Origin of the sequence: Streptomyces sp. NPDC052023 (assembly GCF_044548465.1) — a bacterium.
GTDB lineage: Bacteria > Actinomycetota > Actinomycetes > Streptomycetales > Streptomycetaceae > Streptomyces.
This window is the reverse complement of sequence record NZ_JBIUBW010000007.1, coordinates 183,980-198,140: the sequence shown is the minus strand read 5'-3', so window position 1 is coordinate 198,140 and position 14,161 is coordinate 183,980. Positions and strand designations below refer to the sequence as shown.

14 protein-coding genes are annotated in these 14,161 nt (G+C 72.4%); 5 read left to right on the top strand and 9 right to left on the bottom strand.

Annotated features, from left to right (window positions below):
- Positions 1–2,327 (bottom strand): FUSC family protein (locus tag ACIHCM_RS17525; protein WP_399896095.1); only part of this gene is annotated, 2,327 nt, incomplete at its 3' end.
- On the bottom strand, positions 2,324–2,662 hold the full coding sequence (locus ACIHCM_RS17520; RefSeq protein ID WP_399896092.1) for a hypothetical protein: 339 nt from the start codon (positions 2,660–2,662) through the stop codon (positions 2,324–2,326). The genes ACIHCM_RS17520 and ACIHCM_RS17525, both read right to left, overlap by 4 nt.
- 240 nt (positions 2,663–2,902) lie before the next feature.
- On the opposite strand from ACIHCM_RS17520, the gene ACIHCM_RS17515 reads away from it, so the two are divergent.
- A complete protein-coding gene (locus ACIHCM_RS17515) occupies positions 2,903–4,093 on the top strand; it encodes an MFS transporter (protein WP_399896089.1) in 1,191 nt (396 codons plus the stop codon).
- A gap of 145 nt (positions 4,094–4,238) precedes the next feature.
- On the opposite strand, the gene ACIHCM_RS17510 is transcribed toward ACIHCM_RS17515, so the two are convergent.
- Together ACIHCM_RS17510 and ACIHCM_RS17505 are read right to left on the bottom strand one after the other, a co-directional pair.
- Entirely contained in the window at positions 4,239–4,799 is a 561-nt protein-coding gene (locus ACIHCM_RS17510) for a DinB family protein (RefSeq protein ID WP_399896086.1), read from the bottom strand.
- Positions 4,800–4,949: 150 nt separating this feature from the next.
- Complete coding sequence (locus ACIHCM_RS17505) at positions 4,950–5,621, bottom strand: TetR/AcrR family transcriptional regulator (protein ID WP_399896083.1); 672 nt, start codon at positions 5,619–5,621, stop codon at positions 4,950–4,952.
- A 59-nt stretch (positions 5,622–5,680) separates the two neighbouring features.
- Between ACIHCM_RS17505 and ACIHCM_RS17500 the strand changes: the two genes are divergently transcribed.
- The 4 genes from ACIHCM_RS17500 to ACIHCM_RS17485 all read left to right on the top strand — a co-directional run bounded on the left by ACIHCM_RS17500 (position 5,681) and on the right by ACIHCM_RS17485 (position 9,980).
- On the top strand, positions 5,681–7,312 hold the full coding sequence (locus ACIHCM_RS17500) for an FAD-binding oxidoreductase (protein WP_399896080.1): 1,632 nt from the start codon (positions 5,681–5,683) through the stop codon (positions 7,310–7,312).
- Between the two features lie 174 nt (positions 7,313–7,486).
- On the top strand, positions 7,487–7,858 hold the full coding sequence (locus ACIHCM_RS17495) for a RidA family protein (RefSeq protein WP_399896076.1): 372 nt from the start codon (positions 7,487–7,489) through the stop codon (positions 7,856–7,858).
- Positions 7,859–7,973: 115 nt separating this feature from the next.
- A complete protein-coding gene (locus ACIHCM_RS17490; protein ID WP_399896073.1) occupies positions 7,974–8,417 on the top strand; it encodes a VOC family protein in 444 nt (147 codons plus the stop codon).
- A gap of 123 nt (positions 8,418–8,540) precedes the next feature.
- Positions 8,541–9,980: a dihydrolipoyl dehydrogenase family protein gene (locus ACIHCM_RS17485; protein ID WP_399896069.1), complete on the top strand. Its 1,440-nt coding sequence runs from the start codon at positions 8,541–8,543 to the stop codon at positions 9,978–9,980.
- 34 nt (positions 9,981–10,014) lie between these two features.
- On the opposite strand, the gene ACIHCM_RS17480 is transcribed toward ACIHCM_RS17485, so the two are convergent.
- From ACIHCM_RS17480 to ACIHCM_RS17460, 5 genes are all read right to left on the bottom strand, one after another.
- The gene (locus ACIHCM_RS17480; protein ID WP_399896065.1) at positions 10,015–10,473 is read right to left on the bottom strand and encodes a carboxymuconolactone decarboxylase family protein; all 459 of its coding nucleotides are present in this window, start codon (positions 10,471–10,473) and stop codon (positions 10,015–10,017) included.
- Between the two features lie 123 nt (positions 10,474–10,596).
- A complete protein-coding gene (sigJ, locus tag ACIHCM_RS17475) occupies positions 10,597–11,487 on the bottom strand; it encodes an RNA polymerase sigma factor SigJ (protein WP_399896062.1) in 891 nt (296 codons plus the stop codon).
- 77 nt (positions 11,488–11,564) lie between these two features.
- Positions 11,565–11,882, bottom strand: coding sequence for an STAS domain-containing protein (locus ACIHCM_RS17470; RefSeq protein ID WP_399896059.1), 318 nt, complete (start codon positions 11,880–11,882; stop codon positions 11,565–11,567).
- Entirely contained in the window at positions 11,879–13,219 is a 1,341-nt protein-coding gene (locus ACIHCM_RS17465) for a PP2C family protein-serine/threonine phosphatase (RefSeq protein ID WP_399896056.1), read from the bottom strand. Before ACIHCM_RS17465 ends, ACIHCM_RS17470 begins: the two co-directional genes overlap by 4 nt.
- Complete coding sequence (locus ACIHCM_RS17460; protein WP_399896053.1) at positions 13,219–14,019, bottom strand: alpha/beta fold hydrolase; 801 nt, start codon at positions 14,017–14,019, stop codon at positions 13,219–13,221. Before ACIHCM_RS17460 ends, ACIHCM_RS17465 begins: the two co-directional genes overlap by 1 nt.
- Positions 14,020–14,161: the final 142 nt, after the last annotated feature.

Genomic DNA, 14,161 nt, shown 5'->3' with positions numbered 1-14,161 from the left:
GTCGGCTGCCCAGGCGGTGGCTGCGCCGTGTCCGAGCGGGACTCGGCCGGCTCCCCGATGTCCGCACGTGTCCCGGACGGTTGTGGGGGTGGGCGCTCTACGGTCGGCTGCCCAGGCGGTGGCTGCGCCGTGTCCGAGCGGGACTCGGCCGGCTCCCCGATGTCCGCACGTGTCCCGGACGGTTGTGGGGGTGGGCGCCGTTCGGCCGGCCGTCCGGGCGGGGTCTCGGGGGTGTCCGGGCGGGATGCCGCCGGTTCCGCGGTGTCCGCGCGTGTCCCGCCCGGCGGCGGGACGGCCGACCCCGACCGTGTGCCCGACGCCCCGGCCCGCTCCGGCTGGGGCGGGTCGCCGGCGCACAGGGCGGCGAGGCGGTCGATGGTGTTCGCCAGTGCGCGGGCGCCGGATCGGGCCTGCTCGGCGGCGTCCTCGGAAAGGGCCTTGGCGGGCAGGTCGACGCGGGGCAGCCACTGGGCGCCGAGCAGGATGTGGTGGGCGGCGATGAGCACGGCATGCCAGTCCATGCTGCTGGACGCGCTGCCCGCGGGCTCGCTGCGGTACTGGGCGTAGGCGGATTCGGCGAGGCGCAGCCGGTGCAGGGCGGGGAGCGTCGGCGGAGCGGGGGCCGAGCGGGGCGGCATGGCGGTCAGCGTCGCCACGGTGCCCTTGACCAGCGGGCCGCATTCCCGCAGCAGCCCGGCCATGGTCCGGCGGACCTCCCGCCGGGCACCCGACGGCCAGGCGAGCATGGCGCACAGCAGGCCGATGGCGCTGCCGGCGACGACGTCCACGATCCGTGCCGCTGCCAGGTGCCACGACGCGGGGGCGATCTGGGCGAACGCGGTGGCGACCACGAGGGTGAAGAGCCCCTGGGCCCAGGCGATGCCGAGCAGGGGCCCGAGCGCGAACGCGACGAGCATGCCCGGCGCGAGGAGCGCGGCGTACGCCTCGGTGTGCTGCCCGAGGCCGATGAGCAGGGCCCCGGCCGCGACGGCGCCGACGAGGTTGCCCGCGACGGCCTTGCGGATGGCGGCCCAGGTCTCTCCCACGGTGGTGCGGCTCAGCGTCAGTACCGCCAGCAGCACCCAGAAGCCGTGGGTGAGGTCGAGCGAACCGGCGACGAGCCGTGCGGCGGCGAGGGCCAGCGCGATCCGCAGGGCGTTCTGGAACTGCACGGAGCGCAGCGTCATGTTGCCCACGATCCGGCGCACCCACAGGGAGGGCGTGGAGGCCTGCGTGTACCAGAACAACTCCCGTGGCTCGATGGGTGGGGTGCGCCGTCCGTCGAGGGCGACCCGTACGGAGATCTCCAGGACCCGTACCGACTCGGCGACGGCCAGCAGCGCCGCCTGCCGGCGCAGCACCGCCACCGGAGGAACCTCGGCCGCCGGGCCGGTCACCTGGCGGATGCGCAACTGCTGGAAGCCGTCGATCGCCGCGTTCATCCGCTGCGGGCCCGGGGCGGCCCGGCCGGACCGCAGGGCGGCTGCCGTCTCCTGGCACAACGTGGCCACCTGCGGCAGCAGCGACCCGGACGCCACATCGCAGACACCCTGGCCGGTCCTGGCGCCGGCACCCTCGCCGGTGCCGTCCCGGACCAGCTCGCGCAGTTCGCCGGACTCGGTCAGATGAGCCAGCTGTTCGAGCAGCCGTCGCGTGGCGGACCCCGCCTGGGCCAGGCCACGGGCGGCACGTCCCGGGGCGGCCGGGCGTTCCGCGGGCGGGGTGTCGGACAGCCGCAGCCGCGCACCGGCCGCCCGCAGGTCGGCGGGGGAGAGGTGGGTGCGTCCCGCGATGGTGTCACCGGCGGTCGACAGGGCCTGCGCGAGCGCCGCCCGGTAGGTCGGGCCGGGCGGCTGCGGCAGCAGGAACAGCTCGCACAGCGCGAGCACCACCACGCCGTAGCTGAGCCCGGCCAGCCGCAGCCACAGGGTCTCCGGCTCGTACGGCGGGAAGCAGGCCAGGATGTAGAAGAGCTGGAGTCCCGGCGCCGCCCCGGCCGGACGCGGGCCCGCGATGGCCGCGAAGGCCAGGAGGAACCCCACGACGAGCATCCCCAGCACCGCCGCCCAGGTCTGCACCGCCAGCACGGTCCCCAGCGCCACCAGCAGCAGACCCACCGGCAGCGCCTTCAGCATCACCTCGGCCCGCTGACGCCCCGACCCGGGAATCGAGGACAGCAGACCGAGGGAGATCGGCGCGAACAGCGCGTACAGCGCCACCACCGGCTGGTCGACGCCGTACAGGAAGGGATAGAAGCCTGCGGACGCGGAGAGGGACACCCGCACCGAACGGTGCAGAATCTCGGTACGCCGCAGTCCGCCCGTCACGGCAGGCGCCCGTCATGTGGCGCACGCGGCGCGAGGGGCGCCGCACCGGCGGGAGCCCCCTGCCGGTGAGGTCCGACCGTCACGTCCGCGGACGCCGCCGGCATCACCGCCTCGCCGACGCGCGGGATCGCGTCGTACGCCGCCTCCGGCCCCTCGGTGAAGACGCCGCCGTCAACGGACCCGGCGCCCCCACGCCGCGGCACGGCGAATTCCCTGGCGCCGCCGGGGAGGGCCGGGTTCAGCGCGAAGAAGAAGTCGAGCTGGAGGCAGAAGGGGGCGGCAGCGACCGCGATGAGGGCTCCCCTGCGCGCGGCCGGCGAAGACTCAGCGCGCATGAGCACGCTCCTCTCGGGCGGCGCCGCGGTCTCGTGGGCGGGCGGACATGCGACCCGCTCCCCATTGTCGGCCGCCGCCGAACGGACCGCAGCCCGGCGGAGCCCGCACCTGGGCCGTTCGCGGTGTCCGCGCGCGGCTCGCCGGCGACTCCGCTGTTCAGTGGGTCTCCCGTCCGCTCTCCTGTGGTGGTGGCGTGCCGGGGCGGGTCCGGTTCGGGGCCCGGGGTTACCTTCGGCGGCATGGACGGCGTGCGCCGAGGGTGGCGTGAGTGTGTGCTCGCGGGGGCGGTCTTCGCCGTGTGCATGGCCGGCACCACGCTGCCGACTCCTCTGTATCCCCTCTATCAGGAGAAGTTCGGGTTCTCCGAGTTCACGGTGACCGTCGTCTACGCCGTGTACGCCTTCGGGGTCATCGGCGTGCTGCTGCTGGCGGGCAACGTCTCCGACGCGGCGGGGCGGCGTCCGGTGCTGCTGTGGGGGCTGGGGTTCGCGGCAGCGAGCGCCGTGTGCTTCCTGTGCGCCACGGGGCTGGACTGGATGTACGCGGGGCGGCTGTTGTCAGGGCTGTCGGCCGGTCTGTTCACCGGCGCGGCCACCGCGTACGTGATGGAGCTTGCGCCGCACGGGGGCGCCTCGCGGGCGACGTTCGTCGCGACGGCGGCCAACATGGGCGGACTCGGCTGCGGTCCGTTGCTCGCCGGAGTGCTCGCGGAGTACGCCGCCTGGCCGCTGTACCTGCCCTTCGCCGTGCACCTCGCGCTGGTGGCGGCCTCGGTCGCGGTACTGCTGCGTCTTCCGGAGACCGTACGGGAGCGGACGCCGCTGAGCACCGTACGGCCGCAGTGGCCCGCCCTGCCCGCTCAGGTGCGGGCGGTGTTCGGACCCGCGGCGATCGCCTCGTTCGTGGGCTTCGCGCTGTTCGGGGTGTTCACCTCGGTCAGTCCCGCGTTCCTCGCTCAGTCCCTGGACCTGCGCGATCACGCCGTGAGCGGGCTGGTCGTCGCCCTCGCCTTCTTCTCCTCGACCGCCGGGCAGCTGGCTGTCGGCCGGATCGGGGTGCGTCGTTCACTGCCGCTGGGGTGCGCCGGGCTCTTCGCCGGGCTCGCGCTGCTCGCGGGCGCACTGCACTGGGACCTGATCCTGCTGGTGGTGCTGAGCGCGCTCGTCGGCGGAACCGGGCAGGGGCTGACGTTCCGCGCGGCGCTGGCAGCGGTGGCCCAGGCGTCACCCGCGGACCGCCGGGCGGAGGTGATCTCCACGCTGTTCGTGGTGGCCTACGCGGGCATCTCGGTGCCGGTGATCGGTGTGGGGGCGCTGACGGACCCGGTCGGCCTGGAGGGGGCGGGGCTGGTGTTCATCGGGTGCATGGTCGTCCTCGTCTCGTCGGCCGCCGCGTACCTGCTGCGACGGCCGGTTCCGGATGAGGCGTGAGCGCCGGGGCAGCCGTGAAGGGGCCTTCGAGGAAGCCGGAGTTCGGCTGCGCGGGCCGTCGGACGGCCCGCGATGACCACCCACGCCCCGCGCGCGGATTCCGCTCGGCCTGCCGGCCGGCCGTGGCGCGCACGCCCCCCAGCGCCTACTGACCCACCCGGCCGTCGATGCACTCGCGCAGCAGATCGGCGTGCCCGCAGTGGCGGGCGTACTCCTCGATGCGGTGAACCCACAGCTCCCGGACGACCGTGCCGTCCTTGCCCACCCGGGTGCCAAGATCCGCGTACTCGGCCAACGCCGCGTCGGTCTCCGCCTGTTCACGAGCGAGGTCGGTGAACGCGGCCTCGACCACGGCTTGTTCCGCCACGGCGCCCTCGAAGTCCGCGTCGCGCGCTCCGTACAGTTTCGGTGCCGGGTCCTCCGGGCGGATCCAGTTGCGCCAGTCCCGCTCCACCTCGGCGAGATGACGGACCAGGCCCAGCAGGGACATGGTCGACGGGGGCACCGACCGGCGCGCCAGGTCCTGCGGAGCCAACCCGTCGCACTTCATCCTCAGCGTCATGCGGTATCCGGTGAGGAAATCCTGCAGGGTCGCCAACTCGCCGTCCGGGCTTGCCCCCTCGCTGTTGCGAGGGTCGTCGTCGGGGTCGACCCACATGTCGGGGTAGACGCTTGCCTTTGTCCATCGCTCGGGTTTGTCGCTCACCGGCTCCACGGTGCCGAGCAGTTGCCGGACACGCAAGCGAATATTCAGGTACGCCGACGGGCGCGGCACGGCCGTCAGGTTCGCCTCGGCCCGTCGCGCCGGCGCACGTCCTGAGGCGTCCCGCCGGCGACCGCCCGCGACCGCCCGCGACTATGCGCCGAGTGCGCCGCGAGCCGTGGTGAACAGGCGGGCGCAGCGTTCGGCCATGGCATCCGCCGACTCGTCGGGATGGTTGATCCACCAGCGGACGAGGGCCGTGGCCAGACCCTGCCAGGCGTACCGAAGAGCGTCGGCGTCCAGGGAGTCGAAGGAGCCGGCTGCCAGCAGCACATCGGCCGTACCACGTGCCGCACACTCGTCGACGGCGGTCCGGTAGCGCCGTGCGCGACGGGCGGCCTCGCTGCCCTCCGGCAGTGAGGTGTCGTAGAGGACGAACCATGCCTCCCGCTGCCCTTCCAGTGCGGTGAACAGGCCGTGCAGCACTCGCAGCGGTGTGTGCGACGCCTTCGCGCCGGCCTTCTCGCCCGCGCCGCCCTTCAGCTCCTCGGTGCCGGCACCGGCGGTGTCCTCCATGGCGGCCCGGATGGCCGACAGGATCCGGTCGCCGACCGGGATCAGGCAGGCGAGGTACAGGTCCTGCTTGGCGCCGAAGTACTGGTGGAGCAGCGTCTTGGTGACTCCGACCCGGGCGGCGACGGTCGCGAGTGAGGTGCCCTCGTAGCCGCGGCGGCCGAACTCCCGCGTGGCCGCGGCGATGATCTGCTGCTCACGCTGTGCCCGGGGGACGCCTTTGGTGCCCGCTCGCGCGGAAGGGGTTGCCATGAAGGTAATTTACCACTAGGTAATTTACCTTCTGGTAAGTTCGATGAAGGAGCCGGCCCATGCCCGACGAGACCGTGGCGCGTACGTCCCGAACCCGTTCCTGGTGGGGATGGGGGTGGGTGGACTCCCACCCGGACGACGCGGAGTGCATGGCGCTGGGCGCCCTCGTCCCCGGCACCCTCGCGCGTCCGCTCCCCCTGCCCGAGGTGGCCGGCCTGCGCATCGGCAGCCCGGCCGTCGACGCGCCGCGCAGCCTCGCGCACTTGGTGACATACGACCCCGAGGCCCGCGCCGCCCACGCGAGGGGCAAGGCCTATCGCGATGTCACGCGCGCCCTGCGGGGCCGGCCGGGCCGGATCCCCGACCTGGTCGCCTGTCCGGCCCGTGACCAGGACGTCGCCGACCTGCTGGAATGGGCCGGTGAGCAGCAGGTGGCCGTCATCCCTTACGGCGGTGGCTCCTCGGTCGTCGGCGGCGTCGAATACCGGGGCGGGGAACACCGCGCGGTGATGTCCCTGGACCTGACCGCCATGAACCAGGTGCTGGAGATCGACACCGACAGCCGTGCCGCCCGCATCCAGGCCGGTGTCCTCGGCCCCGATCTGGAGGGGCAGCTGCGACCGCACGGGCTGACCCTGCGCCACTTCCCGCAGAGCTTCGAGTTCTCCACCCTCGGCGGCTGGCTGGCCACCCGGGCCGGTGGGCACTACGCCACGGTGCGCACCCACATCGACGACTTCGCGCAGTCGCTCCGTGTCGTCACCCCCGCCGGCACCAGCGCGTCCTGGCGGCTGCCCGCATCCGGAGCCGGCCCCTCACCAGACCGCCTCTTCCTCGGGTCCGAAGGCTCCCTGGGCGTCATCACCGAGGCGTGGATGCGTCTGCAGGAACGCCCTCGCCACAAGGCGTCCGCCTCGGTGTCCTTCGCCGAGTTCCGTACCGCGCTCGGCGCGGTGCGCGCCCTTGCCCAGTCCGACCTCGCACCCGCCAACTGCCGGCTGCTCGATCCCGGAGAGGCCGCGCTCTCCGGTGCCGCCGAGGACGGCAGCGCGGTGCTCGTCCTGGGCTTCGAGTCGTCGACCGGTCCCGTGGAGGGCCGTCTCGACCAGGCCCTGGAACTGGCCCGCGCCCACGGCGGCCGGACCGGGGCCGGCGCCACGGGTCCGGGAGCGCCTGCCGACGAGGCTGTCGGGGCATGGCGCTCCGCCTTCCTGCGCATGCCCTACCTGCGGGACGGCCTCGCCCGGATGGGCGCCGTCACGGAGACCTTCGAGACGGCCACCACGTGGGACCGGCTGCCCGCGCTGATCGACGCCGTCCGCACGGAAGTGGGCGCGGCCGCGTTCAAGGCGACGGGGCACCCGGCGATCGTCAACTGCCGCCTCACACACGTCTATCCCGACGGCGCGGCACCCTACTTCACCGTGATCGCCGCAGGACGGCCCGGCGACGAGGTGGCCGTCTGGGACGACCTCAAGGCCGTCGCGGGCGACGTCCTGCATCGTCACCGGGCCACCGTCACCCACCACCACGCCGTGGGTCGCGATCACCGGCCTCACTACGACCTCCAGCGCCCGGAACTCTTCGCCCGGGTCCTGCGCGCAGCGAAGGAGGTCCTGGATCCCGGTGGGGTCCTCAACCCCGGTGTGCTGGTGGACAGCCGAAAGGCACCCGGCGACATGTGTTGCTAGGCTCGAATTGGCCTGATCGAGTGAATGGCGCTCTGCCGTGGGAGCCTCCGGCCGGGCGCCGGATCAAGGGCGGTCGTGCGGCTCCGGCACGCCGCGCCGCGGAAATGCCTTGCGGCAGTACCTGGATCGATGGAGATGTCAATGACTGTCCAGGCTCAAAAGTACGGTTTCGGCGTGCCCTGGGAATCCCTCTTCGGCTTCAGCCAGGCACTCCAGGCAGGTGAGACCCTGTACATCTCGGGGCAGCTGTCCCACGACGAGGCCGGTGCGTTCGTCGGCGCCGACGACTTCGAACTCCAGGTCAGGACGACGTTCGCCAACCTGGACAGGGTGCTGCGGGAGTTCGGGGCGTCCCGCAACCAGGTCGTCGAGTCCACCGTGCTGATCGTCGACCTCCGGCGGAACTTCGACGCGCTCGCCCGTCTCCACGCTGAGTACTTCGCCGAGCACCGCCCCACGAGCACCGTGATGGGCGTGGTCGCCCTCGCGCTGCCGGAACAACTCGTCGAGATCGGTGCCGTCGTGCGCCTCGACCTGGAGACGTAGTCGGCAACTCCCCGCGGCGACGCGCGACCAGGGTCGCACGGGGCGGTCGTCAAGGAGCCGACCCCGGCCCGCAGTTGCGGGCGCGCGGCCGGAGCTCGAGGGAAGGTGATGCCAGATGGATCTGAAGTTCGAAGTCGTCGTGCTACCCGTTTCCGACGTCGACCGGGCCAAGGCCTTCTACGAGGGTCTGGGCTTCCGCCTGGACGTCGGCCACTCGGACGACGAGGGGTTCCGGGTGGTGCATCTGACGCCCCCGGGATCGCACTGTTCGCTTCTGTTCGGCAACGGGGTGACGAACGCGGAGCCCGGCTCGGTCGAGGGACTGCATCTGATCGTCGACGACATCGTGGCGGCCCGGTCCGAACTGCACGAACGGGGAGCCGACATGAGCGAGGTGTTCCACGACGCCGGCGGTGTGTTCCACCACGCCGGGGAAGTGGGACGGGTCAGCGGCCCCGAGCCCGAGCGCCAGAGTTACGGATCGTTCGCCTCGTTCAGCGACCCGGACGGCAACGGATGGGTGCTCCAGGAAGTCACGCAACGGCTCCCCGGACGGTGACCCGCGGGCGCCGGCCCGCAGGACGGCCGTCCGCTCCGCCGGACCGCCGTCGCCGGGTGCCTTCGGTGGTGCGCGCCCCGTGACACGGACCCGCGAAAGCGGACGAGAGACGCAGGAGCAGCAGTGGACGACACCTCCCGTACCTACGACGTCGTCGTCATCGGCGCGGGTCCCGTCGGTGAGAACGTGGCCGACAGGACCAAGGCGGCCGGGCTCAGCACAGTGATCGTGGAGAGCGAGCTGCTCGGTGGCGAGTGTTCGTACTATGCCTGCGAGCCCAGCAAGGCGCTGCTCCGGCCGGTTCTGGCGCGGGCGGACGCCCGCCGCGTACCCGGGCTGAGGAAGGCGGTGGCCGGACCACTGGACGTGCCGGCGGTCCTGGCGCACCGCGACGACATCGTCTTCCACTGGCAGGACGACGGTCAGGTCGAATGGCTCAACTCGGTCGCCGTCGACATCGTGCGAGGCCATGGCCGCCTTGACGGCCCCCGCCAGGTCGTGGTGACCACCCCCGACGGTGGCACCGTACGCCTCACCGCCCGGCACGTGGTGGCCGTCTGCACCGGCACCCGCGCCGCGCTGCCCGACCTCCCGGGTCTGGACGGGGTACGTGTCTGGACCAGTCGTGAGGCCACCAGTTCCTCCGCCGTGCCGGGGCGTCTCGTCGTGGTCGGCGGGGGAGTGGTGGCGGTCGAGATGGCCACTGCCTGGCGTGCGCTCGGGTCCGAGGTCACTCAGCTGGTCCGTGGCAGCGGTCTGCTCGCGGGCCGGGAGCCGTTCGCCGGGGAACTGGTCGCCGAGGGGCTGCGCGAGGCGGGCGTGGACGTACGCTTCGGCGCCTCCGTCACGTCCGTGGCGCGCGAGGACGGACCCGACGGCGAGGCGCGCATCACCCTGGCGGACGGCGACCAACTCGTCGCCGACGAGATCCTGTTCGCGACCGGACGGGCGCCGCGTACGGACGACATCGGTCTGGAGACCATCGGCCTCACCCCGGGCGACTGGCTGCGTGCCGACGGCACCTGCAGGGTGACTGCCGTGGAGGACGGCTGGCTGTACGCCGTCGGCGACGTCAACCACCGCGTCCTGATGACACATCAGGGCAAGTACCAGGCCCGGATCGCGGGCGCCGTCATCGGCGCGCGCGTCCACGGCGAACCGCTCGACGACGGCAAGTGGGGCGCCCACGTCACGACCGCCGACAGCGAAGCCGTGCCCCAGGTCGTCTTCACCGATCCCGAGGTCGCCTTCGTCGGCCTGACCGCACAGGAGGCGGAACGCGCCGGGCGCCGGATCCAGGTGGTCGACAACGACTTCCAGAGCGTGGCAGGCGCGGCCCAGTACGCGGAGGGATTCCGCGGCCAGGCCCGCATGGTGGTCGACCTCGACCGTGGCACCGTGATCGGCGTCACCTTCGTGGGACCCGGCATCGGGGAGCTGCTGCAGTCCGCGACCATCGCGGTCGTCAGCGAGGTTCCCGTCGAGCGGCTGTGGCACGCCGTTCCCGCGTTCCCGACGATCAGCGAGGTGTGGCTGCGCCTGATGGAGGCGTACCGCGGGTAGGCGGGGCCGGGTCCCGAAGGCTCACGGGCCGAGGTCAGCCCCGGACGGGGTACCGGCTGGTGATCGCGACACGGTTGAAGGCGTTCATCACCGTGGCCAGCCATGCCACCGCAGACACCTGGTCCGCTGTGAGTACGGCCGCGGCGGCGTCGTAGTCCTCGTCGCTCACGTGTCCGTCCGCCACGCCCGTGATCGCTTCCGTCAGCCGCAGGGCGGCGCGGTCGGTCTCGGAGAAGTAGCCGGTCTCCGCCCAGGCGGGCAGTACGGCGATCCGGTCGGGGCTCTCGCCCTTCTTCAGAGCGTCACGGGTGTGCAAGCGCATGCAGAACGCGCAGCCGTTGATCTGGGAGGTGCGGATCTTCAGCATTTCGACCAGGAGCGGGTCGAGGCCCGCCGCGGCGGCCGCGCCTTCGGCCTCCGCCGACAGGGCCATGAGGGCCTTGTAGGGGGCCGGGTGCTGCTTGCCCATGTTGACGCGCTGGGTTTCGGTCATGGTTCCTTCGCTTCGTCGGTGGCCCGCGTCGCGGGCCGTCTCGGTGGCGCGGCGGGCGGCGGCTCGTCGTCGCACGCCGCGCTGTCACCAGGGAGACGAGGCAGCACCTCGGGGTGTGACGGCTCAGACGTGGGGAAGTTTCCGCGGATTGAGCACCCTGCGGTACGCGGTGATCAGGCCGTCCGTGATCTGCGCCGTGTCGACGGAGTGGACCCGCCCCTCGCGGCGGAACAGCAGTGCGAGCTCACCGCCGACCTCGACGACCTGGATGCGGTCGGGACGCCACTGACGCACCAGCCGGACCATCACCTCGGCGACCCGCACACCCCCGAGGATGGGCTTGCGCGCCGCGGGGAACTCGCCGCCGCCGTCGGTGACGAAGACGGCGTCCGGATGCAGAAGCCTGATCAGTCCCGCGAGATCCCCCGCCTCGTAGGCCGCACGGAACGCCGCCAGCACCCGCTCCCGTTCCGCCCTCGGCGCCTGTGGCACGGACTGCTTCGCCCGGGCCACCCGCCGCCGGGCCCGCGAGGCGAGCTGCCGGGCACCGGGCACGGAGACGTCCAGCACTTCCGCGATCCTGGCGAACTCGAGCCCGAAGACATCGTGCAGCACGAAGGCCACCCGCTCCGGCGGGCTCAGCTCCTCCATGATCAGGAGCATCGCCGAACCCACGGACTCGTCGACGAGCACGGGCTCGGCCGCGTCCGGCCCCGTCAGCAGTGGTTCCGGCAGCCACGGGCCGACGTAGGTCTCCCGGCGCAGGCGAGCGCTCCTGAGGATGTCGTATGACCGGCGCGCCGCCACCGTCACCAGCCAGGCCCGCAGATCGCGGACGTCGCGCAGATCTGCTCCCGCCGCCCGCAGCCACACGTCCTGGGTCACGTCCTCGGCGTCGGCCACGCTGGCCAGCAGCCGGTAGGCCACGCCGAACACGGCGGGCCGGTGCGTCTCCCACGCGGCTGCGAGCAGTTCGTCCTGGTGGGACGGTCCAGGCGCGCGCCCGTCACCCATCGCATCGCATCCTTGTCAGCCTGTGGTTCCAGCCTAGCCGTCCGGGGCCGGCACCTCCGCCGGTGGTGAACCGGTCGTCAGGCGGGGTTGATGGTGAAGACCTGGTCGAGGCCGACCATGGTCAGGACCCGCAACGTGTTGACCGGGACGCCGGACAGGACGATGTCCGCTCCCGCGGCCACGGCTTGCTGGCGGGCGGCGAGAAAGGCGGTGATGCCGCTGGAGTCGCAGAAGGTCAGACCGGTCAGGTCGATGACGAGGCGCTGGCCAGGCCGCAGGGTCAAGGACTCGACCCGTTGGCGCAGGGCCCCGGCGTGTGCGTGGTCGAGGTCGCCGGCGACCTCCAGGACGGGTCCGGTGGCGATGATGCGTTCGGTGATGTTCAGCGGTGTCATCGATCGTGGCTCGTTGCCGGTCGGGGATGCGGACGGACGGCGGGAACGCCGAGGGCGAGCAGAGCGGTGTCGTCGTCGAGGCCGGAGCCGAAGCCGTTGAGCAGCCCCGTCAACGCGGTGACGAGTTCCTGCGCGGTGGCAGGGGCGTGGGCGGCGGCGAAGGCGTGCAGGGCGTCTTCGCCGTACAGGCTGTCACGGCCGGGGCCGGTACGCGCCTCGGTCAGGCCGTCGGTGTACAGCAGCAGGGTGTCGCCGGGCCCGAGCGTGGCCCCGGCGGTGGCGAAGGGCGCGGCGGGCAGCACGCCGACGAGCAGGCCACCCGGGGTGGCCAGGGACTCGACTTCCCCCGTGGACCGCAGGACCAGGGCCGGGGGGTGGCCGCCGGAGGCGACGCGGATGGTGGGGGCGTCGCCGGTGCCGGTGTCGACGACGCCGAAGACGGCGGTGCAGTAGCGGGGGTCACCGCCCGCGGTGTACCGGTCGTGCAGGACGGCGTTGAGCGTGGCCAGGGCGGTGACCGGGTCCGGGTCGTGCAGCGCGGCGGCACGCAGGGTGTAGCGGGTCAGTGATGTCAGGGCCGCGGCCTGCGGGCCCTTGCCGCACACGTCGCCGAGGAAGAAGCCCCAGCGGGTGCCGTCGATGGGGAACAGGTCGTAGAAGTCGCCGCCGAGTTGGTAGGCGGAGGCGGCGTGGTAGTAGACGGCCGTGTCCATGCCGGGCACGATGGGCAGCGAGGTCGGCAGCAGCGACTGTTGCAGCACGGACAACGCGTCGGCCAGCCGCGTCCGGTCGGCCTCGGCCTGCCGACGTGCCTCTTCCGCCTCCGCGCGCGCCTGCTCGGCCTCGGCCCGGGCCTGTTCGGCCTGCTGCTTGCGGTGCAGGAGTTCGGCTTCGTACGCGCGGCGGTCCGTGGCGTCGAAGACGGTGGTGCGTATCAGCAGCGGTTCGCCGTCGCCGCTCCGCTTCAGCACGGAGGAGACCAGCACCGGCAACCGGCCACCGTCCGTGACCTTCAGTTCCAGGGCGATGCCGGTGATCTCGCCCTGCATCCGGAGCAGGGGTGCGAAGTGCGTCTCGTGGTAGAGCTTGCCGCCGACGGTCAGCAGATCCGTGAAGCGCAGCCGGCCCACCACCGCCTCACGTTCCATGCCGAGCCAGCCCAGCAGCGTGCCGTTGATCCTGGCGATGGTGCCGTCCATGAGGGTCGACAGGTATCCGCACGGGGCGGATTCGTACAGCTCCTCGGCGCTGTCCTCCATCAGCGACGTGAACACCGCGCTGATGTCCGTCTCGTCCCCGGTGCCGGAGGGGTCAGGATCCTGGTCGGCCCGGCCCATCACAGGGACCGCAGGAAGCCGAGGATCGCCTCAGCGGTGGCTTCCGGTGCGCTGAGCTGCGGGCAGTGGCCGGTCGCGTTCAGGGTGACCAGGCTTGAGGAGGGGATCGCGGCGTGCACGTATGCGCCGACCTCGCGCGGGGCGATGACGTCCTCGACGCACTCGAGCACCAGCGTCGGCACGCGCACGCTCTTCAGGTCCTCGCGGCTGTCGGACAGGAACGTGGTCCGCGCGAAGACCCGCGCGACGTCCGGGTCGGTCGCGCAGAAGCTGTCGGTCAGCTCCTGCCCGAGCCCGGGACGCTCAGGATTGCCCATGATGACGGGAGCCATCGCCGAGGACCAGCCCAGATAGTTCGACTCCAGCGACTGCAGCAGCTCGTCGATGTCCCCGGCGGTGAACCCGCCGCGGTAGCCCTCGTCGTCGATGTAGCGGGGAGAGGGGGCCACCATCACCAGCGCCCCGATCCGCTCCGGCGCCGCCTGTGCGGCCAGCACACCGACCATGGCGCTGACCGAGTGCCCCACGAGGACCGCCCGGCGAAGATCCAGCTCCGCACAGACGTCCACCACGTCCTGGGCGTAGCCGTCCAGCGACGCGTAACGCTCCTCGCTCCAGGCGGACAGGTCCGAACCGCCGGAACCGACGTAGTCGAAGAGCACCACCCGGTAGTTCTCGGCCAGAGCGGGAACGACCAGACGCCACATGTTCTGGTCGCAGCCGAACCCGTGCGCCAGCACCACCACGGGGCCGTCCGGGCGGCCGGTCACCACGACATTGTTCCTGCTGCGCACATCCATGCCGCTCATCCTGCCATCCGGTCCGGGCCCGCCCTGACGCCGGTCACGGCACAGGGTCACCGGCCGCGCGGGAGTGGCGTCCTCCCGGGGCTTCGCCGCCGAGATGCTGTGCCGGGCGGTGTCCTGAAGAATGGGATAGGCC